Consider the following 24,271-nt stretch of genomic DNA (forward strand, 5'->3'; position numbering starts at 1 on the left):
ATAGTTATTTTTTATATTTTAGAGATGGAATTGTTAATAATTTTGAATGATTTTGTTAGTGCATCTTGTAAATTTGCTCCGTTTTTACCACCAGCCATAGCTTGATCTGATTTTCCACCGCCATTACCTTCAATAATAGGAGCGATTTCTTTGATTAAATCACCAGCGTTTATAATATTAGTTAAATTTTTTGAAACAATAACATTTATTACCGCACCACCGTCAGATTTTTGAGCGCCTAATACTAATACACCAGATTTTATAGAATTCTTGAAATAATCTCCTAGATCTTGAATGAGAGCCAAGTCTACTTCAGCAATAATAATTGTGTTAGAGTTAATAATATGTGCTTTAGTTTGTAATTCGGTAAAAGATCCTTTTGCTAACAGGATATTTAATTTTTTAATTTCTCTATCTTTTTGTTTGGATTCTTCAAGCACTTTATTTAATTTTTCGAAAATATCATGAGTTGCACATTTTAGTGTTTGAGCAATATTTTTTTCTAATGTCAAAGAATTATTAATATAATCTAGTGCTGTGTTTCCTACCAATGCTTCCAAGCGTCTGGTACCAGCGGATACAGATGATTCATTAATAATGGTTAGAATACCAATTTCTCCTGTAGAAGATATATGTGTACCACCACATAATTCTATAGAATCGCCTATAGTAACGACACGAACAATATCTCCGTATTTTTCTTCAAAAGCAGCAATAGCACCACTAGCTTTCGCTTGATCAATAGGCATTTCTATGATATTAGTTTGATAATTAGCAATAATATCTTTATTAATAACGGTAGTAATTTGAGCTAATTCTGTAGAAGAAATAGCTTTGGGATGAGTGAAATCGATTCTTACTCTATTATCACCAACCCAAGATCCAGCTTGAGCAATATGATCTCCCAAGACAAGACGCAGGGCTTTGAATAATAAATGAGCTGCACTATGATTTCGTGCAATATCTTTTTTTCTATTTTTGTCTACAATAGCTAGAATAAGATCATTCTCTTTAAAAGATCCTTTTAATATTTTTCCTAGATGAATATATTTTCCGTGAAAAATCTTCGTATCAAAAATTTCTATGATATTTTCTTCATCGATTTTGATAAGACCACTATCACCAATTTGCCCTCCCTTTTCACCATAAAAAGGAGTTTTATCAAGAACAAGAGCGATATCATCACCTATGGTACAAGACATAACTTTGTTAGATTCTTTTACAAGACCAATGATCCTTGCTTCGCTTTGATATAAATCATGACCAAGATAATCAGTTTGAGCAATCTTTCCAAACGCATCAAAATTAATTCCATCGCCTTTCCAAGCTGACCTAGCTCTTTTTTTTTGTTCTTGCATGAGAATATCGAAACGATCTTGATCAAAAGTAAGATCCTCATCTTTCAGAATTTGTTCTGTAAAATCAATAGGAAATCCCATAGAATCATATAATAAAAATGCATCATCTCCACTTACTACTTTGTTATGAGAAGATTTTGCGAGGTGAATTAATTCTTTGATTTTGTCAAATCCTTTATTTAAGGTACGAAAGAAAGATTCTTCTTCAGAGCGTATTACTGACTCAATAGAAGATTTTTTGTCTTTGATCTCAGGAAAAGCATCACCCATAATAGTAACAACAATAGTTACAAGTTTATATAAGAAAGGTTTTTTGTAGCCTAATTCTCTTCCAAAACGAACAGCACGGCGTAATATTTTGCGAATAACATAACCACGCCCTTCATTAGATGGAATAATACCATCTCCAATAGCAAAAGTCAAAGCTCTAATATGATCGGCAATAACACGATGTGGAGTGCCTTCAGACCCAATTTGGTAAGGAATAGAAGAATCTTTTGCCAAAAATTCAATAATAGGAGCAAAAAGATCTGTATCATAGTTGGAAGTTTTGTTTTGAAGTACAGCTGTAATTCTTTCAAATCCCATTCCTGTATCAACATGTTTTGAGGGAAGATCTTGAAGAGACCCATCTTCTAATCTATTATATTGAATAAAAACCAGATTCCATAGTTCAATAAACAAAGGATTATCAGCATTAACACCTTTTTTACCAATGCTTTGAGAAAGATCTGATGTTAGGTCAATATGAATTTCAGAACAAGGGCCACAAGGACCTGTAGCACCCATTTCCCAAAAATTTTCTTTTTTGCCATATTTTAATACATGTGTTTTGTCGACATCGGTTTCGTTTAGCCAAAGATCAAAACTTTCGTCATCAGATTCATAAACAGTAATATATAGTCTTTCTTTTGGTAAGTTCCATTTTTTGGTGAGTAGTTCCCAAGCCCAAGTAATTGCTTCTTTTTTGTAATAATCGCCAAAGCTCCAATTTCCTAGCATTTCGAAAAAAGTATGATGATAAGTATCTCTACCAACATCATCAAAATCGTTATGTTTACCAGAAACACGCATAACTTTTTGAGTATCAACCGCTTTAGTAAATGGTCTTGAGCCAGTATTAAGAAAGACATCTTTGAATTGATTCATACCAGCATTAGTAAAAAGTAAGCTTTGATCATTATCAGGAATCAAAGAAGCTGAAGAAACGACGGTGTGTTCTTTATTTTGAAAAAATTCGATGAATTCTTGTCTGATGAGAGATGAATCTTTTAAAGATTGCTTCATATTTAAGCCTCTATATTACAATATATATATTATTATAACTTATAATAATAAAAATGAAAATATTTTTTATAGAATAATATAAAATATTCTAACCTATAGATATTTTTTCTGCGGGTGTACGTGTTAAATTGATTTTGGTAGAAGTATTTATCAAGACTAACATTATAGTAGTTGGTCCTACGCGTCCCAAAATCATGGTAATAGAAATAAGAAGTTTGGATAAAGGCGACAAAGAACTAGTAATCCCTGTAGACAAGCCTACTGTACCATAAGCTGATACTGTTTCGTATAAAGCACTAGAAAGACTAATATTATCTAAATAGCACAGAATTAAAGTTACAAAAAATATCCATGAAATAGAATTAAAAGTTAAAGCCCAAGCTTGATTAACAAGAGAATCCTGTATTCTCTTTCCAAAAACAATATAATCAGGTGAATTATTGAGAGATGCTTTGACATATGCTAATAATAGAACGAAGGTGGTTGTTTTTATTCCACCTCCTGTAGATCCAGGAGAGGCACCTATATACATAAATAATAAAGACATCAAACGAGAAGCTTCGTTTGTTTGTGAGATATCAATAGTATTAAAACCTGCTGTGCGTAAATTTACGGAAGCAAATAAAGAACGAAGTATTTGTTTGTACCAAGGTAAATTTACTAAGGTATTGTTTTTTTCTAAGATAAAAAATCCTAGTGTTCCAACAAAAATAAGTAATAATGATACGCGAATAGCGATAAGTGTTTGAAGAGATAGTGATTTACTTTCTCTGTTGATAAATCTATTTTTGATATCTAACCAAATCCCAAATCCCAAGCCGCCAATAATAATAGATAGCATAATAGCTAAATTGATCGTAATATCATTATCAAAACCCATTAAAGAGTCTGAGAACAGAGCAAATCCAGCATTACAAAATGAAGATATAGCGTGAAAAATAGAATAAAAAATAGCATCATCTAAAGGGAGAATTTTAGAAAATCGTGTGAATAAAAGAAGGGCTATAGATATCTCAATGAAAACTGTAAAACCTAGGGTAAATCCTAAATAATTAGTTAGTGTATTATCTCCAGAAGCACTAACACTATTTTTAGCTGATAATTGACCAGTAAGTGATAATTTTCTTCCTAAAAGTGTAACCATAGTAGTAGTAATAGTAACCAAACCTAAAGATCCAATTTGAATAAGTCCTATGATAATCAGTTGTCCAAAACGAGAAAAATAAGTTGCTGTATCTACCACTATAAGACCTGTTACACATACTGCAGAAACAGCTGTGAAAAATGCATTAATTAGAGATAGTCGAGGTGACATTGGGGGAGTAGCTATAGGAAGCATTAATAAAACAGTTCCAATAGAAATTACTAATAAAAATGATAGTGTGATTAAAAGACGAAAACTAATTTTGATATTAGTAAAAATACTAAAAGAACGACGGAGATTCTGGTATAAATAAATGCTAAGGATACTAATAGTAATAGCATTAAATAAAGTTTGTAGCTTGAGAGTATCATTAATAATAAAAATAGCAGTGTGGGATGCGTTGATAAAAATAATCCAAAACCCTGCTAAAAATAAAGAAATTAGAATAGTAGAGTTTTTGATATAATGAAAATGGATGATTTCTGTAATCATATGAATAAAAATAAATAACAAACAAAGATTAAGCCATAGCATAATAAATGGTATAGATACCCCTAAAATACCTTGAACAAGAAAAAAAATAGTAATTGATAAAATAGAAATACGAGTTATAGATAAAGAGTTCAGAATTATTAAAAAAATATGCACAGAAATTCTCCATAATGATATGGTATAGTATAACATAAATTTATAAATAATTATATATTTAATACTGACAAATATAGTGAGGCTAGTGTTGATGATTTTTATTAAAAATCTTGCAAATTATCATATAGTGTATTATAATTGTATATTATTATAAACCATTTGGAGGTATTTATGTCTGATACTTTTGACAAGATAAAAGAATTGATTGTTGATAAACTCAACGTTAGTGGATCTGATGTTACAGAAAACGCATCATTTATAGAAGATCTAGGAGCTGATTCTTTAGATATTGTTGATTTTGTGATGGCTTTAGAAGAAGAATTTGGAATTGATATTCCAGACGAAGATGCCCAAAAAATTAAAACAGTTAAAGATGCTGTAGACTTCATTAACAAAAATTGTTAAATAAAAAAATAAAAGTGGATCTAAGTTGATCCACTTTTATTTTTATTGTTTTAATGTCGTATATTTGCATTAATATTACTAAAACTGTATGATAAATATATCATACAGTTTTTTGCAACTGATGAAAATACTACAAATGAATGGAAGATTATGAGTAATAATGATGTTTATAAAAAATCATATATAATTAACAAAAACCAAAGCAACTACGATGATTACGAATCTATCATAGAAGAATTTGGAATTTGGGAAAAAATATGTTTTCAATATATCAAAATATTCAATCATGCTAAATTACATGATTTTTATTTTAATTGCAAATTAAAATTTTTTTGCAAAGAAGTCGTACAACTACAACCGACTTGGTATAATGATGAAACTAAAAAATTAACTTATGGATTTGCAGATAATTTATATATACTATTAAAAAACATTTTTACTATCCAATCTATTTTAGAAGATACTTTTGCTAGTATTGATAAAATATCTAAAGATATAAAAAATCCTACACCTATAGAGTTGATATTTCATACTTTATTGACTCATAGCTCTATAGAATCTTATCCTTTTACTATCCAAAATCTTGCTAAGGGTGTTGATAATATTGATAACACTGATCTTTCTCAAATAAATATAAAAAAAATACGGCAATATTTAGCAAATATTGCTCCTGTAGACTCTACAAAAGTAAATATACAATATGCAGAGTGGATAGCCTTGTACAAAATATATGATTCGAGTATTTTAGAATTTTTGAGACGCTTTCATCCTTATGTTTCTCTTTCATTAGATGATAAAAAATCTGAGTTACCTTGGAATGCTGTATCTATTAATGCTGTTGGACATTACTTAATTGAATTTTATAATCTAATAAATAGTATTAATATGACAGATGAGGGACTAACAGTATTAATAAAATTACAAGATTCATTAGCACTTTATAATAGTGAAAAATTTTGTTTGTCAAAAAGCCAACTGACTACTGTTTGGAAAAACATTAGTTCCATGGTAAAAATTTTTCAAGATAATGATATTATTTTGAAATTCATATATATATCCTATAATAATCCTTTAATGGGACGGGAATTAATTCACAATACTGATAATATTTTTGAGAAATTTCAACACATAATGAGAGAACGAGTAGACAATTTACTTCCTATAATTATCCAGCAAATTATGAATAATACGATAAAAGATACTGTTGAAAAAACAAACGAAATATTTAATGTTCAGATAACAGAAGTAGGAGTCTATACATCAGAATATTCTGATAAATTAAGCACTCTTGGTCTACATAGATTTTCTTATCCAATATTATTGGCTACTATTAAAGTTTGGTTTACGAAATCTATTAATAAATGGTTTATGACATTTTTCAGTTTTTTATTAACAGAAAAATATTTCACAATGGCTCACAAAGATTCAATGGATAAACTTTATCAAAAATTATTTGCATTTGTTAGAGAATTTGAAAATTTTTGTCAGCAAGTACACCCTCAACTACCAACTAATAAAAAATTAATGATGTTTTTGCAAGGTAATAAAATCACAGAAGGTGAAAAATATCTAGTAAAAGTTTTGGTTTATGATATTAATGAGAAAGCAAATCTTTTAGTGAAAAATTTTCGACCTTTATTAGTAGAATTGTGTGATTTTGTTGTTTTATTTATAGAAGACTTTCAAAATGATACTAATATATTATTAAAAAACACAAAAATACTCAACAGAGACGCTGATAATATAGAAAAGAAATTCTGCTTTTTTCTAGAACTGTGTAAACAATTAAATTATATATTAGAATTAACTGACAAAACACAAGAAAAGTAGTATACTATAATTATATATTTAAGTAGGAAGAGTAAATATGGAAGATAATAAACATATCTATTTTCTTGTTGGAATTAAATTACCGCAAGATGATCCTAAGATTGTTGAAGAATCAATGCGTGAGCTTGAAGGTTTGGTAAAAACTGCTGGAGGCATTGTCGCTGGTAGTGTAATTCAAAATAGAAAAGTTATAGATGCTACTTATTATATAGGAAAAGGCAAATTAGAAGAAATTGATCTATTATTTGATAAAACTGAAGATCAAAAAGCTGCCGTTGTTTTCAATATGTCACTAAGTCCTTCGCAATCGCGTAATATTGAAGAAATATTAGAATGTCGTGTAATTACTAGAACAGAGTTAATTTTAGATATTTTTGCTATTCATGCCCAATCTAAGGTTGCCAAATTACAAATAGAAACAGCACAATTATCTTATCTATTGCCGCGCCTTATGGGTCAAGGTGCTTCAATGTCTCGTTCTGGTGGCGGTATCGGGACAAGAGGTCCTGGAGAAACAAAATTAGAAACAGATAAACGAAAAATTAATGATAGAATTTTAGTTCTTAAAAAAGAATTAAAACAGTTAGAACACTCATCAGAAGAAAAAAGAAAATCGCGTCAATTTGTTTTTAAAGTAGCGATAGCAGGTTATACTAATGCGGGTAAATCTTCTCTAGCTAGTAGATTGGTTGGCGATAAATTGCTAATAGAGGATAAATTGTTTTCCACAGTGGATACTACTACAAGACAACTTAAATTAGGTGGAATTCCTGCTGTCTTGACAGATACTGTAGGATTTATTAGAGATATTCCCCATGAAATCGTAGAAAGTTTCAAATCAACTTTGGCTGAGACAGCCTATGCGGATTTGGTATTACATGCGGTGGATGCTTCTTCAGAATTTTATTTAGATAAAATTCAAACAGCAAATGATCTGATGGATGAAATGGATATTAAATCTCCAATTCAATTAGTTTTTAATAAAATTGATTTATTAGATAATGAAGTTTTGGTAAATCTTAAAGTAAAATTTCCAGAAGCGATTTTTTTATCGGCGAAAAGTGAAGATGGAATTGATATCTTAAAAGAACTGTTACACAAAGAAGCAATAAAATTTTTGAAAAAAAATGGTCAAGAAATTCCTTCTTGGATGAATTATTAAAAAAACCTACATTATGTAGGTTTTTTTAATCAATATTTATATTATTATTTTAATTTGTTCAAGATTTGATATTATGTATACCGATTATTAAGATAGAGTTGTTTTAAAATATAATAGCCTATTTCTTTGGAGATACATATGAAAAGAAAGTTTTTAGTAATAATATTATGTTTAGTAATTAACGCACCTATATATCCTATGGTTTTGGACCAAGCAACCTACACAGTAGGCAAGCGTTTTTTTGAACAAGGATTGTATACAGAAGCTGAACCTAGATTTTTGGATATTGTTAGAAAATATCCGGATTCTTCTTATTATTATTCTTCATTATTTTATTTAGGGCAAACTTACGCACATCTTGGAAAATACAAGCCAGCTCTTCAATATTATAAAATATTACTAAACAAATCCAAAACTGTTTCAGAAAAACAAAAAGCATTATTAGGGATTGCAAAAAGTTGGTTACAATTAGGGATACATGATAAAGCAGGAGATTTTTATGCATTTTTTGCTACAGAATATCCAGAATCTGAATATGCACCAGCAGCTCTTTATTTTTCAGGTATTGCACGAGAAAGAGAAAATAGAGTTAGTGCGGCTATAGAAAAATATCGAACAGTATTAGAATTATATCCTGAATCAGATTACTATGCCAAATCTATAGAAAAAGTAGCTGTTTTAGATAGTACGACTCCTGAAAGTCTATGGGCTGATACGCAAGTTCCAAATAATATAGTAACCAAAAAAGGTTCTATTGATATGTTTGTAAATGATATTGGTGATGAAGAAAATGTAGATTTTGATGAGCCTAGATTTATTACTCGAAACCAAACTACAAAACGAAATAATAATCAACAAAATAATAGAGAATTAATAGATGATACTGATTTTGAAAAAACTGATTTCAAAGCACAATTATCTAGCTCTGACAAAAGTATTTCTAATACTATGAATCCTGTTTTATATCAAAATAGTCCGACAGTATTAACACAATTTGTACAAAGTCCTCCTCAAATAATTACACAACAAATTGTAGAAGTAATTACACAACAAATTGAATCAATACAGTCAGAAGTACCAGAACCTATGAGTTCATCATATGTAGAACAGGAAAATGATAATGAAATCCAGAAACTTATTCAAGAGAATGTTATTCAAAAAATCGGAGATCAGTATACTCCATTAGAAAGTGGAAAAGACTATGAGAAAAAACAAACAATTGCAGCTTATAAAAAATTATGGGAAGAAGAATATCAACTCAATCTCAAAGAACAAGAATTAGAAAACACAAAACTTAAAGTCAAAGAATTGGCACAATTATCTACAGAAAAAGCTCAAATATTACAAGTAAAAGAAGATTTATTAAAAGAACAACAAAGTAGAATACAAAATAATATTTATCAAGATTTATCAGAAAAAATAACAAAAGACGGTGTGCAAAAATTTACTGGCCCACCTTCATTTACACAGGGAGTGAATCCCCCACCTAACATTCCGTTACCACCTTCTCCTGCACCACCAATAGTAGCAGAAGAAACCACTTACAATGAGGAATATACAGCAGAAGATGATACTTATGCTGAAGAAGAGGAATACGCCACAGATGATGGTGCTTATGGTGGAGACGAGGGATACACTACAGATGATGGTGCTTATGATGCGGAGTATGTAGCTGATGATGCTTAGTACACTCAATAAATATAAACAAAATTTTTTTTATTTATTAAAATATAGTGCATTTTTTTCTTTAATTTATAGTTATACATATACACAACAAGAAAGAATAGTACATATTAAATCTGGAGATTTAACTGCTTATGTAGATATGTATAGAGGTAATTTTAGTATTTTTGATATTAATCAATTGAATTTAGATTATTCTTCTATTTTATTTGGAGGAGCAACAGCACCCTCTTCTTTTTTGAAGTTGTATGTAGATAATCAAGTACAAACATTAGATCAGATGCAGACAGTCTATCCTTTAGGAGTTGCCATAGGCTCTCAAATAGATGGGATATTTCAAGCTGGTAGTCAACAAGATGTTCGTCTAGAACTGACTTTTTTCTCTATGGATTTATTAGGCGATTCTAGTGAGAATACTATAGGTGTTGTTGTTAGGGTTTCAAATATTTCTTTGAGTAATACAAGGCAAGTGGGAGTACAATTGTCATTGGACTCTGATATTGGAGAAAGTAGAAATGATCCTTTGGTTTATTTACCAACTGGTGAAAAAATTACTAATTCTGTTATTTTTGATAATGGAAAAACACCACCTTTCTTATTTTTTGGTAAGAAAAATGTTGCTACACAAAGACCTCAAGGAGATGGATTTTATCTATATCCTTTTGTATCAGAAACACCTCCTTCTCGTATTGTAGTAGCTAATTGGCGTAGACTTACAGAACAATCATGGAATACAACCAAGATAGATCCTTCGTTGTCTTACGATAATAATAGTGGAAAAGATGTTGGAGTCACCGTATCTTTTGGTTTGTATAATTTAGGGCCAAATCAATCAACAAATGTAGGCATTGTACTCTCTAAAAATTATAGTCCTTTATGGCCTGTTATTGATGAGCAAGTGATTTCAAACGGTGTATTTAATAAAAATAAATTTGAAATAGAAACTTTATTAACAGATACTTATTCCTTCAAATTACCAATAATAGAAAATAATGCAAGAGATAATAATAGGATAAATAATAATTTAGACAATCCAGCACAACAAAATTTACAAAAACAAAGAATGTTGTATCGTCAACAACAATTGGGATTATTAGATAATCCAGTACCAGTTCAAAATATAGAGGACACATCAGAATTAAATATACGAATTTCTAAAGATGACATATGGGGCTCTATATATAAAGTCAATTGGGAATTACAATATGCAGAAAAAGTTATTGAGAATGTTTTGAAACAAAATAATGATACTAATACTTCAGATTCTTCAAATAGCAAAGTGATCGTAAAAGATAAATTTTATTAACACACTACATAATAGTGGTAAAACAAAAAATAAGAGAATATATTTATATTCTCTTATTTTTTTTATTGATAAACCGATAAAAATGAAAAGTATTTATTATTATATAAGAATAAAAGGGTTTAGTTATGTTACATTCATTGTTTGATTCTGTCAAATCATTATATTATAAATTAAGCGTAGAAAATATAGATATTCATAATACACAAGTGAATCTTGATAAGATAGTAGTATTGGGTAGAAACAGTGTGAAATTAAGAATAATTACACATTTTTTATCTATCTTAGAATCCTTAGCTCGTAATTATGAATATGATGATGCTCAAGCGATTGTAATTATTAAAGATATCATTAAAAAAGGATTAGAATTAATCTTAGATATGGTTGATGGTAAAATATCAAATATTGATGGTGCTTTCAAAATTGAAAAAATCATGCAAGAATCTAAAATATTATTAGTCAAAAAATTAGGTAATACCTTATTAATTAATGATAAAAAATTATTATTACAATTTTCTAATGATTTATTACAAGACTTGGATATTATCAAAGAATTATTTGCTAAGCCTATTTTAGTTACAACAACAAAACAGTATTATGAAACATTAAAGTATTATCTACAAAAAATTCATGATAATATATTATTTATGGGAATAGAAGAATTATCAAAATTAACAGTTAGTTTTTCAGAATTTATTGATATAGAATATAAAAACAATCGTTTTTCAGAATTAGGATCACATATTAATTTTATTCATACTTTAGAATATTATAAAAATACAGCAGATAATATTATGAAGTATAATGATGATATTCAAGTAATTACAAAATATTTTTCAAAAAACAGTGTCGATACTCTTATAGAACAATTATCCCAAGTATCTGTTACTATTCAAAAAATAAATAATATACAAGAACCAAAACATCAAGAATTAATGACAACACTTGTACTGACAGATGAAGAAATATCAGCTCTTATGAATAACGATGTTTCTTTTGATAATGTTTCTTTTGATGATCAAATTATGGAAAAATCCACAAAATTTCAAAATGATCCAACAATGGGTGAAGGTATAAATTCTGTTCAAATTGATCATTTTGAATATCAAAATTTAATAAAAAAAGCTTTAAAAGAGCCTAGTTATAAAAATATTGAACAAAAAGAATTTTATGATGTATCTCAAGAAGAATTTTTAATTCGATATGTTGGTAGACTATTTCAAAAACAAGATTTATTGTTTGCTGGTTTAACAGAAGAAAAAACAGTAGAAATGACAGAAGACCTAATAGAAATGAAAGATTTAACTAAAAACATTAAAAAAATTTTGTTTGATCACTATTATATTTCCGTACAAGCCTTGTTGGGAGATGATATTAGAAAATACATTCATACAGAAGTGAAAAAACTAGGTAAAAAAATACGTTTAGGAATTCGTGGGGAAAATAGTGAAATATTGACTCGTGATAGTGAATTTATTAAATATATTGTTTTTTCATTAGTTAAAAATTCTTTACACTTTAGTTTAGAACCTATATTTAGACGAAAAGCTACTGATAAAAATGAAATGGGTTGGTTATTAATAGAATTTGAAGATGCTGGTGATTATTTTGATATTTATGTTCGAGATGATGGGCGAGGTATAGTGGCAGATCAAATGAATATCGTAGAATTACAAGAACAAATTGTCAAAAAAGGTGGAACTTTAGAAATTGATAGCATGGATAATGAATATTTAAAAATTCATATACAATTACCAATGAAGAAAATCCTTACAGATTGTTTAGTAGTACAATTAAAAAACACTAAAGTGTTGATTCCAAATAGATGTATTGATAGAGTAATTGATATAAAAGAATCTCTGATAGCTATGAGAGATGAAAAATGTCTTGGTCAAATTAATTTAGCTACCCTTTTAGGGGTTGATAATGTTTCTACAAATGTGATGGTAGTTTGTAAATTTGGTGATAAAAAAATTGTGTTTGGCGTAGAAAAAATATTATATAGTATAGAAGCTGTAGTAGAATATGTTGATGTTCCTTTATTACCTTGTGTTGATCAGGTTTCTATTATTAAAGATGGCACTTTAGGATTTATTCTTAATGAGAAAAAATTATACCAAAAAGCTAAAAATATCATTCTCCAAAGAGAAAAAGTTAAAGAATTAATTTAAATAGTTGAGGATTTTATGCAGAATATAATATTACCATTTCGTTTGAATAATACTTGGTTGGGATTAGAGCTAGATCTAATAAAAAATGTAGATTCTTGTGGTAACATATCTATGATGCCAAATATGCAAGCTCCATTAATTGGATTAATTCAAAAACATGGTACAATATTTCCTGTTTGGTCTCTATTTCATCTTGTTGGTGGTAAAAGTGCAGATGTTGAAACTTGTTTGTTACATATAGAAATAAAAATCAAAGATAAAATAACCATTATTCCTGTTCATGAAGTGTTACCTGTAACTCAAAAAGTAACTGGTTGGATTCCTATGGTAAAATATGGTCTCCATATGTTTAGATTTTTAGATAAAAAAGCACCCCAATCTATAAATGATATTCAAGAAATACCAGTAGAACATATTTTTCAATATGAAACGCCCATTTCAAACTTTCAAGTAGAAGAATTACAATAATATAAATCAATAAAAAAAGTCCTCAATAATGAGGACTTTTTTATTTATTTAATATTCCATCGTTTCGTATTATCTAATGTGTTTACATTAATCTCTCTACGATTTTTTAATTGTTGGATAAGTATATCTCTTACATCAAATCCAAGTGTTTGTATGTTTTGAGCATTTTTTTTGATCATATTATATCCGTCTCCACCGTTGAATGTCCAATCAGAAGTTATTATTTTATATATTTTATTTTCATCTATTGCTATTCCATTAAGTATAATTGAGGAGATACTTTTATCATTTTCTACAGTAACAGATAAACCTTTTGATAACTGTAAAAATCCACCTGTACCACGAACATTGTTAGCTGAGTGAGATAATATTTGTTTTAATGCAGAACCAGTTGTTTCAAAATATACTCCAATATTATCAAAAGGGTGAATTTCGTATACTTTACCTAAAGTAATATTCCCCTCATCTATAGATGATCTTATACCACCAGAGTTCAACATAAGAATCTCTACGCCTCTATCTTTGAAGCCTTCGAACACCATATCAGTAATAAAATTACCTAAGGGCGTTGATAATCTTCTAATATCTGTATCTTCTAATGTTTCAGATATTGTTGCTAAAATAAAACCCATTTGTTGGTCTACTAAGCCTTGTTTTGATTTTATGTAAGATCTCACTTTAGGATCTGGAGTAATATTTTTAATAGGGATTGCTTGATATGTATAAGATATAACTTCATTTTTAGAATTGATATTTAAATCTAATTTCCCCAATTCTTTAATGTTATTATTTAATTGAACAATCAATGTTTTGTTGATTTTTATAGGTTGTTCCAAGTAAGTATGGGAATGACCACCTATAATAAGATCAAAAAGATTTGGAAATGCTTTTGCAATAGCCTGTTCTTTTTCAATTCCTGTATGAGAGACTAAAACTAGCAAATCATTAGTTGTGATAGATGGCTCTGTTAGAAGAAGATTTGATAAAGAAATAAATTCATCAGTAACAAAAAATTGACCAAATTTATCTTTGTCAGCATAAACTTCGTCAGAAGTTAAAAGTCCAATAAATCCTATGCTTTTGCCATTAATATTAGTAGTAAAAGTTGGTGGAACAATATTGTTACTAGTATCTCGTTCATAAATATTAGCAGTAATAGTTGGAAAATTTCTATTAGTAATAATATTGTAGGCTTGTTTAAGTCCAAAATCGAATTCATGATTTCCTAATACAGCAATATCCAAGTCTGTCATATTAAAAATATCCGTGGAATCCATACCTTTATAAACCAGAGAAAAGGCAGAACCTGTAACAGCATCTCCCCCAAAAATAGCTAATGTGTTTTCAGGATTTTCTGCTTTTAATTGTTTGATAAGAGTAGCTAAAGCAGCAGAACCACCATTAGTAGATGCAAGTCCTGTTTTTTTGTCAGTAATAATAGTTGGAATATGTTTTGAATGAGTATCGTTGATATGTAAAAAAGTGATTTGTGTTGTTTTATTTTGACCACAAGAGGTGAAAATAATTAATAATACAATTATGAATTTGATAAAAAGCTCCTTTAATATAAAATATTATTTAATTTCAAGAATACTTTGATTAATTCTATTGATTTCATTTTGAGCAGCTTCTGGAGTATCTAAAGAATATAACATGCGACGACGATAAAAAGAATATATTGATGGAAAGGGAACTGTAGATAATTTTAGAATAAAAAGATTGAATTCTGTACTGAGCATTTCAGCTTCTTCTCTAGGTACTGTAAGAGCTTTTTTTGCAAGAGAAAGTAAGTACTCTTGACTTTTTTTGAAAAAATCCTTATATATTGTATTAGATTCTGGTTTTTTTACTAATTGTGAATAAAGTACTTCTAGATTTGTTAACATAAACAAAGATACATTGATTTTTGCTCTATCTATTTCTGCAAGATATTGTTTATCTTGTACCGTCATATTTGTAGGATGATAGTCGCCTAGAGGATTTACTCTAGTAAAAAATTCAAGTGGATAAATTTCAAAGCTTTTATTTCCAGAAAGTAATACTATGCTTGAAGTAGGTTGTTGAATAGAAAGATCAGAGTCTAATTGTATTATTTGCTCAAGATTATTTGATACTTTTACTATAGATGAAATATACAAAGTATAATTTTTTTGTAAATTTAATAATTCATCTTTCGCCCACTTGTAATCATTACTAAATGATGGGGAGGTAAATAACATAAAAGCTATTATTATTTTTTTCATAATATGTCCTATCTATAAAATATATATTTAACATATTGTATCATATCTATATATTAAAGTAAACTATTTAAATAGACTTAAAACTTGATATTGTTATAAATTTTTAGTATTATATTATATATAAATTTTTACAATGTTAAGGAGCTATCTATGAAAGCAAAAAAAGGCGATGCAGTTAAAGTACATTATACAGGAAAATTAACAGATGGAACAGTTTTTGATAGCTCTGAAGGTAAAGATCCTTTAGCTTTCGTTATTGGTCAAGGTCAAATAATACCTGGTTTTGAAAAAGGTGTTGAGGGAATGGAAGTGGGTGCAACTAAAACTATCAATATTCCGACCAAAGATGCTTATGGTGATATTGTTAAAGAGGCTGTTGTTGAAATTCCAGTAGGACAAAAATTAGTATTATTAAATCCACAAAGTGGTGAGCCAATGCCTGTAACAATTATTGCAGCAGAAAATGGTAAATTAACTCTTGATGGAAATCATCCATTAGCAGGAAAAGCTCTTACTTTTGAACTTACTTTAGAGTCTGTTGGGGAAGCTTCCGATGAATGCTGTGGTGGTGGATCAGAAGAATGTGGTTGTAGTCATTAATTAAATAATAAAAAAGCCGTTGAAAAATGGCTTTTTTTATTTTAAAATCCTAGTCCAATAGATCCTCCATAAAATATAGAAATCCCATTGAGCATATCAACATTTTTTTCTTCATCATATTGACTGTGTATACTTATACCTGTATCAAAACCAAGAATTAAAGAATAGCGTTTGGAAAAGGTATAATGATATCGAAATAATAATTCTGTTCCTGATATCAATTTTTCGTAAATATTTTCAGGCATAGAACTATAATGATTTAATATTCCTATATCTAAACTTATATTTACAATAAATTTAAGATGATGCGTTGCTACAGCATTTCGAAATAATATTCCATACCCACCACCGACAGACAAACCAGCAGAAAAAGCATTCATTTTTTTTAAGCTATTATTCTGATTTTGATCAGTTTGACTAGAGAATATCAAGGGTGTGGATGCACGAAATCCAGAATAAAAAAAAGCATTTGGAGTACCAAAATACAATTCTAAAATAGATGTATTGATAGGAATAATTTTATCGTGTTTGTCTTTGCCATATACTATATGTTGCGCTGATGTTCTATTTATAATAGCAAAAGTAAATATTTCTGGATTTTCTAAATCTATTTGTGTATATTTAGAATAAGAAATAACAGGTGCTATTAAGATCATAATTAATATTATCATTGTAAACTCTCTTATTATAAAATATATGAATAATTATATAGAAAATCAAGGATTCTAATTTTTTTATTGTAAATAAATAATATTCAATCCAAAAACCCTTCCTAATAACTAGGAAGGGTTTTTGGATTGAATATTATAATTATTTTTTTAATAAATGAGCAAAAGGATTGTGTGTCATTTGACCAGAGTCATTTTGTTTCATATCGTTATTACGTGAATTATTAGAGCTATTATTATTTGTTGCTTTATCTTTTGGAGAAGTTCTCTCACTATTTTTATTTTCTGATCTTGGAGAACGAGGATTTGCTGTTCCAGTTTTCATGGACAAAGCAATTCTATGTCTTTTTTCATCAATATCAATAATTTTAGCGGTAATGATATCACCCGTTTTGACAACATCTGTAGGATGTTCTACATAATTATCACTCATTTCAGACAAATGAAGAAGAGCTGTCTCTTTGAGACCCAAATCTACAAAAGCACCAAAATCTACTACATTCTTTATCTTACCAGTTACAGACATCCCAACACGAAGGTCTTCAAATTTTTTCACGCCTTTTTGCATGATAGGCCCTGGATAATCTTCACGAGGATCTCGAGCAGGCTTTTGTAATTCTAACATAATATCTTCTATTGTTGTCTGTCCAACATTATATTTAGTACACCATTCTTCTAACTGAGCTTTAGATGCTTTACCTTCTTTGAGAATAGTAATAATCTCACGAGCTAGAGCATAGTTCTCTGGATGTACCCATGTGTTATCTAATGATTCGGGAGATTCAGGAATTTTAAGAAATCCAGCTGCTTGTTCAAATGTTTTGTCACCCATACCTGGTATTTTGAGAAGATCTATTCGATTAGTAAAAGTACCATTTTTATCTCTATAAGTAATAATTTTTTTAGCAAGACTCAATTTAATACCAGAAACATATTTTAATAAAGAATAAGAAGCGGTATTTACATTTACGCCTACTTTATTTACAACAGATTCTACTGTTTCATCCAGTGATTCACCAAGAGCAGTTTGATTGAGATCATGTTGATAAAGTCCAACTCCAATAGATTGAGGATCAATTTTTACTAATTCAGAAAGGGGATCTAACAAACGACGCCCAATAGAAATAGCACCACGGATACTCACATCTAAATCTGGAAATTCTTCTTTAGCTACAGGAGAGGCAGAATATACACTTGCTCCATCTTCGGCGACAACAGTAAAAGGGATATCAATTTTGAATTCTTCTATTGTTTGAGTAACTATTTCTTGAACATCCTGACTACCAGTACCATTACCGATAGCTATTAATTCTATATTATACTTTTGTAATGCTGCTGCTATCATATTTTTGGAATCAGTTATTGATTTGTGTTGATAAAAAGTAAAATCGGAAAGATATTTACCATTTTCATCCAAAGCAGTTACTTTTGTTCCTGTACGAATACCTGGATCAAAAGCAAGAATACGAGTACGCTTGATAGGAGCTTGTAATAAAAGATTTTGAAGATTTACTGAGAAGAGTGCTATTCCATGGGTATCAGCAAGACTAGTAAAATTAGAACGAATTTCTCTCAAAACGGCAGGAATAAGCAATCTTTTCATACTATCAGTGATAGCATTTTTATGAAATTTGTTAGATATAGTATAGCGAGAAAGAGTAACATTATATACACTATCTTCTTCAATATTAATTTTCACTTCTAGTTCTTTGCTTGTTTCCCCTCTATTTAGAGCAAGAATTCTATGTGGTTTGACTGTAGAAAGTGGTTCTTTATAATCATAATACATACCATAAACACTAGTCTCTTTGTCTTTGTTTCCTGTTACAAGTAATTGACCGTGTTTGAGAATATAAACACGAATAGCAGTTCTATTATCAATATCTTGTGATACTTTTTCTGCGATAATATCCATAGCACCTTGGAGAGCATCTGCAATAGTAATAATTTTATGCTCTTCGTTGAGAAATTCAGAAGCTTTGGTATTAATTTCATCTTCAGAGGCTTTAGTAAGTATTAATTCTGATAATAGTTCTAAACCTGCTTCTATAGCTTTCATACCACGAGTTTTTTTCTTACGTTTGTATGGTGCATAGAGATCTTCTAATTCTGTTTGCGTAGAACAAGCATTGATATTAGTGAGTAGTTCTTCTGTGAGTAATTTTTGTGAAAAAATTGCTTTAGTAATCTCTACTCTTCTTGTTTCTAAATTAACTAATGATTTGTTAAGATGTTCTATAGCACGAATTTCTGTTTCGTCTAAATTCCCTGTTTTTTCTTTACGATAACGAGCAATGAAAGGAACAGTACAATCTTCTTTAAAAAGTTCTAGTGTAGTTTTGATTTGAGTTTTAGAAATATTTAATTTTTCTGAAATTCGAGTACAAATATCATCCAGATCAGTCTTAAGAGATTCAATAAATTCTTCTGTAATAGGCATATTCCCTCCCTATAATTTGATGTGCAACAAGATCCCCCCTATTGCACATGAACAACAAAACTTCCTCAAATTTTGTTGGTATATAACCAATTTGCAAAACTCACCTAAGAGTTAGATAGTTTGTTCTATAATATTTAAAAATGCAATCCAATACTAAAATTATAATTAAGCATATGAAAAAAAACGATTTCTTTTTGTAATCCTAAGTAAAAAGGATCTCCAGCAATAGGATTGAAAAAATAACCAACGGTAAGACCAAAACTTAAAATTTGATGTTTATCTAATATAAAATGATAGCGACTGTTTATTTCGAATCCTATATGATAAAAACTTTCTAATAAGCTAGAACTTATAGGAATGAATTTGGAAGAAAGAGACCGACTGTAGTAAGATCCTTCAAAAACAAATCCACCATTCACAGTAATATAAGATCCTGTGTTATTGTCCGTTCTCCAATCAGCAACGAGGCCTCCAAATCCAAATAAAAATCCTAATTTAAAATTTTCCATGTGAATTATAGGAAGTAGATTTGAAAAAGGATCTGCTGGATTACTTATAAAAAAAGAACTTCTGAATTGAGTATAAATATAATATTTTTTAATATTGATAGGGATATTCCATTCTAAATTTATCCATAGTGTTGGAACACTGTGTTGAGGAGCACCACCTCTTACACTAGCAACACTACCTATAGAATAAACTATAGCGAAAATCGATGGAAGAGTATGTTGAGAATTGGTAGTTTTAGAAAATAATATAAAAGGATTTAATAGTAAAAATAATAATAAAAGATATATTTTCATAAGATTTCCATTCCAAGATGTAGATATACAATGAGTGAAACTTATTGTATATTATTTTAAGTAATATTTCAATCTTTAAAGATGAAAAAAGATGAATTTTTTTATATAAGCTATTATAATATATAAAATATTGGAGAGATAAAATGATTAATAAAAAATACCTAATACTAGCTATGATGTTAGGCTTGAATAGTGCTTGTGGTACAAAAAATATATCTCAAAAGACTTTAATAGTCACGGGATTAGCACCTATTGCTTCATTAATTACTGTTATAGCTGGTGATAAATATGATATTCGTTTTATAATTCCGAATAATACAGATCCTCATAATTTTAATCTAAAACCATCAGATGCTATTATTTTAGCAAAAGCTGATACGATAATAGCTTTGGATAATCACTTTGATGGCAAAATATTATCTACAGCTGATAATACCGCAAAGTTTCATTTGTTGAATACAGAATCTGAGGACACTCATGAGGATCATGATCATTTAAATAATCCACATTTATGGATATCTTATAAACATTTAGGAGATTTATCTCAAAAAATTATGGAAATATTAATTGCTAATTTCCCTGAAAATAAGTTGGATTTTCAAAAAAACAATAAAACTTTTAATGATCGTTTAGAAAAATCTTATCAACAAATTAAAAATTTATACAAAGATAGTGATAAAAAAATATTTGTTGTGCAACGACACAATGTGTGGGATTATTTATTAAAAGAATTAAATATTGAACTTATTGCTACACTATATGAGCATGAAGGAGAACAAGTGTCTGTTAAAAAAATGGTTACTATCATTAATAAAATAAACCAAATATCAAATAAAGATCAAATTGTGATGATAGATGACGCTTTTACAGATCCTTCAACAGTATTACAAGCCATATCAGACCAAACAGGTGTAAAAATAACAGTTTTGAATCCAATGGGTAGCCAAGAAAATACGACTATTGACCCTATTGATTTGTTAGATATTTATAGTAAACTGTTAATAAATTAGATATATATGGATTGGGGAATCTTTATAATTAAAATGGTAGTATAAATGCAATTAAATGAAAATATCGTAATAAATATTATTAAAAAGTATCATGAAGGAAATTCTAAAGAAAATATAAAAATTTTTCAAGAAAATGTTTTTATATATGTAAGTAATTGGCCTAAAAAACAATACTTATGTAATGAAGATATTTGTTTTGATTTTGTGTTATATATTGTAGAACATACAGAAGAGATCATCAAATCCTATCCAGTAGATATAAAAGTTGCTTTTACTACATGGTTTAATGCTGTTTTGTATAATAAATTTTGTGATTTTTCAAAAAAAGGCTCAGTTCCATCTCAAGATTTTGTGTTGGGTGGAGAATTATTGGACAATCAAATAGGCAACTTTGTCATTAATCACTTAAATGATGAGCAAGAATCAAATATATTATGGGAAGAACTAGTACAAGAACTTTCTCCTATAGATCGAAGCTTATGGCTTTTGTACTATATGCCCCAACATATAGATGCAAATACATTACATATTATTATGAAATTTACAAATAAATCGTTACCAGAAATCATGATATATTATCAAGAAATTTTAAAAGCACAATATAATAATTATCAACAAAAAGAATTTTATTTGAAGATGATTGATAAAATAGATCATACCATTGCTCATATAGAAAACATTATTATTAAAAATATAAATGATTCGGATAAGGAATATAAAGAAAAAATATTACGTTTAAAAAATAAACAATATAAGTATAGTAGATCTCTAAAGAGATTAACTAATAATGTTTTTAAAGTGTTTATCAAATTTTTTAAAGATTATAATACTGCTTATAGAATAATAAAAAAAATTAATTTACAAATGAAAAAGGTTTTAATGATAAAAAATATAGTATAATAGATGGAAAATATGAAATCAGAAAAATATAACTTAGAAGAATTATTACTTTATCTTGAAAACAAACTCTCAGCTAATGATTCTCAAAAAATATCTCATGAATTATTAAATAATAAAAATCAATTAAATTATCTTATAGAACTTGCTAAAATTAAAAATTATACAGAAACTGTAAAAAATAAAATATTATTTTCATGTGTTGAAGATACATGGACTGTTTTATGTACAGGATTGGTGGAACTATTAGAAGAAAAAAAATTAATATTTAGAGGACAAGAGCAATCTACATGTTATCGCTATAATTTTTTGGATCTTATTATTACTATTGTACAAGATCAAAATAATTATTGGGCACTTCATATTGATAATCACAATCATGTAGGTTCTTATACAGTTATAGATGATAAGGGTTTACTCATAGCAACCAATAATAATATACAAAATATACAAATTTCTATACCAGGAAATTATTATTTATTATTCAGAAATGAATTAATCACTAAAGTTTTGGAAATAAAATAAATAAAGCCTCTTATATAATAAGAGGCTTTATTTATTTTATTTTATATTTTATTAAGGGTATCTTGTTTGTTATGAGATGGTGGATCAATACCATAGCTTAAACGATAAAGTCTTTCAAAACTTCTTATCAGTATTGCTTTTAAGAAACCATTGTTTTTATTTAATGATTGTGGTACAGCGGATGTTACTTGTATAGTATTTTCTAATTCTAAGGAAATATTTTGAATATACTTTGTTAATGATACAACATCGTTACATTCTTCAATAATTTTATGTAAGTTAGTAGTATTTGATGTGGAATTAGTAGTATTATGAATTTTTTCTGGTGGTGATGAATCTATAATACCTTTACCTACAGCATAGGCTTTTCGGATAGATAAGTTGGCATCTTTTAATTCTTCAAGAATGGCGTTTCCAATTTGAGAACTTTTTTCAGAAAAATCTTTAACCCTATCAGAAATTGGAATAAAATTCTTACCAGCATTACCAGCTCGAGCTGCTTCTATAGATATGTTGAGTGCTAAAATTCCTGCTTGAAATCCATTTTCTGTAGAGGCTTTTGCTAAAGATGATGCTCTTTCTGCACGAGTGAATAAGCGGGATAATAATTTTTGAATACCAAGAATTTTTTCTTGCATTTGTGAATCTAATGTTTCTGTAGATGTTATTATATGAGGAGATTGTTCATTATAATATAGTAGCATTTCTTTGATGCTATGAGTTTTAACACTGATATTTTTAGCTTCTTCTATTAAAATACTGATGTTATCAGATGTTGTGTTTGGAATATCTGTAGTGCTTAATATTTGTAAGGAAGACGATTGATGATCTAATTCTAGATCTTGTAATTCATTCCATATATCTTCAAGAATAAACTCATTTTTTGATAGCAATTTTTTTTGTAAATTTTTAGATATTATTGATGTTAGAAGAAGAAGAAACAATAGTATTATACCATTAAAAAGTAGGAAAAATTTTGTTAGGATAGTAGTTAATAAAGTAATAATAGAGTTATCTATATGAGTATTAGCAACTCTTTTTAGAAGATCTAATTGATCACTAAGATTTTGATAATTTTGTACAGATTGAGTTTTTATTTTAAGAGCATCTACTGAATAGAAAATCCTACCAAGTTTGTCTAATAATTCTATCTCAGGTATGGAATTTGGTATTATAGATGTAAATTTTTGTTGTTGGTCAAGAATCCATTTATTTAACAATGTTTTTTCATAATCGACTTCAGAAGCAATGTTTTTTTGAGAATTATAATATAAAATAGATGTTGCTTCTATATTAATTTCTGATAAAAGCAGCATTTGTTTGTTTATTTCATTTGTTTCATTATTGATATAACTGTATATCGCTATAAAAGTGATATTAATAATAGAAAATAAAAACCATAAAACAGCAATTTTTTTTATTGTATTAGAAATAGAAAGTTCAATATTATCATAAGCCATAACATAATACTCCAAATATAAGATTATTGTATATATATCGGATTTATTTTAAATAAACTTGATTTTCAATGTAAATATATTATATATATATCTATATAATAAAAATTATCACATACTAATATTTCAAATAATATAAACAAAAAAAAGCACCTCTTTTATAGAGGTG

At 28.3% G+C, this 24,271-nt stretch carries 19 protein-coding genes; 11 read left to right on the forward strand and 8 right to left on the reverse strand.

All coding sequences use genetic code 11. The features are described from left to right. Positions 1–11 precede the first annotated feature (11 nt). Both alaS and KFW21_05600 read right to left on the reverse strand, forming a co-directional pair. Positions 12–2,645, reverse strand: coding sequence for an alanine--tRNA ligase (gene alaS / locus KFW21_05595; protein MDK2818904.1), 2,634 nt, complete (start codon positions 2,643–2,645; stop codon positions 12–14). Between the two features lie 88 nt (positions 2,646–2,733). After that, on the reverse strand, positions 2,734–4,437 hold the full coding sequence (locus KFW21_05600; protein ID MDK2818905.1) for a TrkH family potassium uptake protein: 1,704 nt from the start codon (positions 4,435–4,437) through the stop codon (positions 2,734–2,736). A gap of 171 nt (positions 4,438–4,608) precedes the next feature. Between KFW21_05600 and KFW21_05605 the strand changes: the two genes are divergently transcribed. From KFW21_05605 to KFW21_05635, 7 genes are all read left to right on the forward strand, one after another. Beyond that, on the forward strand, positions 4,609–4,842 hold the full coding sequence (locus KFW21_05605; protein MDK2818906.1) for an acyl carrier protein: 234 nt from the start codon (positions 4,609–4,611) through the stop codon (positions 4,840–4,842). Positions 4,843–4,992: 150 nt separating this feature from the next. Next, positions 4,993–6,672, forward strand: a complete 1,680-nt coding sequence (locus tag KFW21_05610; protein ID MDK2818907.1) for a hypothetical protein — start codon at positions 4,993–4,995, stop codon at positions 6,670–6,672. A 37-nt stretch (positions 6,673–6,709) separates the two neighbouring features. Further along, positions 6,710–7,834: a GTPase HflX gene (hflX, locus tag KFW21_05615; protein MDK2818908.1), complete on the forward strand. Its 1,125-nt coding sequence runs from the start codon at positions 6,710–6,712 to the stop codon at positions 7,832–7,834. A gap of 138 nt (positions 7,835–7,972) precedes the next feature. Beyond that, positions 7,973–9,520 (forward strand): tetratricopeptide repeat protein, encoded by a 1,548-nt coding sequence (locus tag KFW21_05620; protein ID MDK2818909.1) that lies wholly within the window; start codon positions 7,973–7,975, stop codon positions 9,518–9,520. Then, positions 9,513–10,823 carry a hypothetical protein gene (locus tag KFW21_05625; GenBank protein MDK2818910.1) on the forward strand — a complete coding sequence of 437 codons (1,311 nt, stop codon included), beginning with the start codon at positions 9,513–9,515 and terminating at the stop codon, positions 10,821–10,823. The genes KFW21_05620 and KFW21_05625 overlap by 8 nt, the downstream gene beginning before the upstream one ends. A gap of 125 nt (positions 10,824–10,948) precedes the next feature. Continuing rightward, positions 10,949–12,991, forward strand: a complete 2,043-nt coding sequence (locus KFW21_05630; protein ID MDK2818911.1) for a hypothetical protein — start codon at positions 10,949–10,951, stop codon at positions 12,989–12,991. Between the two features lie 15 nt (positions 12,992–13,006). Next, complete coding sequence (locus KFW21_05635) at positions 13,007–13,459, forward strand: chemotaxis protein CheW (protein ID MDK2818912.1); 453 nt, start codon at positions 13,007–13,009, stop codon at positions 13,457–13,459. A gap of 44 nt (positions 13,460–13,503) precedes the next feature. Here KFW21_05635 and KFW21_05640 read toward each other — a convergent pair whose 3' ends face one another. Beyond that, positions 13,504–14,736, reverse strand: coding sequence for a bifunctional metallophosphatase/5'-nucleotidase (locus KFW21_05640; GenBank protein ID MDK2818913.1), 1,233 nt, complete (start codon positions 14,734–14,736; stop codon positions 13,504–13,506). A gap of 297 nt (positions 14,737–15,033) precedes the next feature. Next, positions 15,034–15,702, reverse strand: coding sequence for a hypothetical protein (locus KFW21_05645; protein MDK2818914.1), 669 nt, complete (start codon positions 15,700–15,702; stop codon positions 15,034–15,036). Between the two features lie 150 nt (positions 15,703–15,852). Between KFW21_05645 and KFW21_05650 the strand changes: the two genes are divergently transcribed. Further along, positions 15,853–16,302, forward strand: a complete 450-nt coding sequence (locus KFW21_05650) for a peptidylprolyl isomerase (GenBank protein ID MDK2818915.1) — start codon at positions 15,853–15,855, stop codon at positions 16,300–16,302. A 41-nt stretch (positions 16,303–16,343) separates the two neighbouring features. Here KFW21_05650 and KFW21_05655 read toward each other — a convergent pair whose 3' ends face one another. From KFW21_05655 to KFW21_05665, 3 genes are all read right to left on the reverse strand, one after another. Beyond that, the gene (locus KFW21_05655) at positions 16,344–16,973 is read right to left on the reverse strand and encodes a hypothetical protein (GenBank protein ID MDK2818916.1); all 630 of its coding nucleotides are present in this window, start codon (positions 16,971–16,973) and stop codon (positions 16,344–16,346) included. Positions 16,974–17,112: 139 nt separating this feature from the next. Beyond that, positions 17,113–19,410, reverse strand: a complete 2,298-nt coding sequence (locus tag KFW21_05660; protein MDK2818917.1) for an RNA-binding transcriptional accessory protein — start codon at positions 19,408–19,410, stop codon at positions 17,113–17,115. Between the two features lie 134 nt (positions 19,411–19,544). Then, complete coding sequence (locus KFW21_05665; GenBank protein ID MDK2818918.1) at positions 19,545–20,213, reverse strand: hypothetical protein; 669 nt, start codon at positions 20,211–20,213, stop codon at positions 19,545–19,547. A gap of 143 nt (positions 20,214–20,356) precedes the next feature. On the opposite strand from KFW21_05665, the gene KFW21_05670 reads away from it, so the two are divergent. From KFW21_05670 to KFW21_05680, 3 genes are read left to right on the forward strand one after another with little or no spacing between them, the layout of a single operon-like run. Continuing rightward, positions 20,357–21,223 carry a zinc ABC transporter substrate-binding protein gene (locus KFW21_05670; protein MDK2818919.1) on the forward strand — a complete coding sequence of 289 codons (867 nt, stop codon included), beginning with the start codon at positions 20,357–20,359 and terminating at the stop codon, positions 21,221–21,223. 45 nt (positions 21,224–21,268) lie between these two features. Then, entirely contained in the window at positions 21,269–22,123 is an 855-nt protein-coding gene (locus KFW21_05675; GenBank protein ID MDK2818920.1) for a hypothetical protein, read from the forward strand. A 3-nt stretch (positions 22,124–22,126) separates the two neighbouring features. Further along, entirely contained in the window at positions 22,127–22,645 is a 519-nt protein-coding gene (locus KFW21_05680; GenBank protein MDK2818921.1) for a hypothetical protein, read from the forward strand. Positions 22,646–22,686: 41 nt separating this feature from the next. Here the strand turns inward: KFW21_05680 and KFW21_05685 are convergent, their stop codons facing one another. After that, positions 22,687–24,105, reverse strand: a complete 1,419-nt coding sequence (locus KFW21_05685; protein MDK2818922.1) for a hypothetical protein — start codon at positions 24,103–24,105, stop codon at positions 22,687–22,689. Positions 24,106–24,271: the final 166 nt, after the last annotated feature.

Source organism: Spirochaetota bacterium (assembly GCA_030154445.1).
GTDB lineage: Bacteria > Spirochaetota > Brevinematia > Brevinematales > Brevinemataceae > Brevinema_A.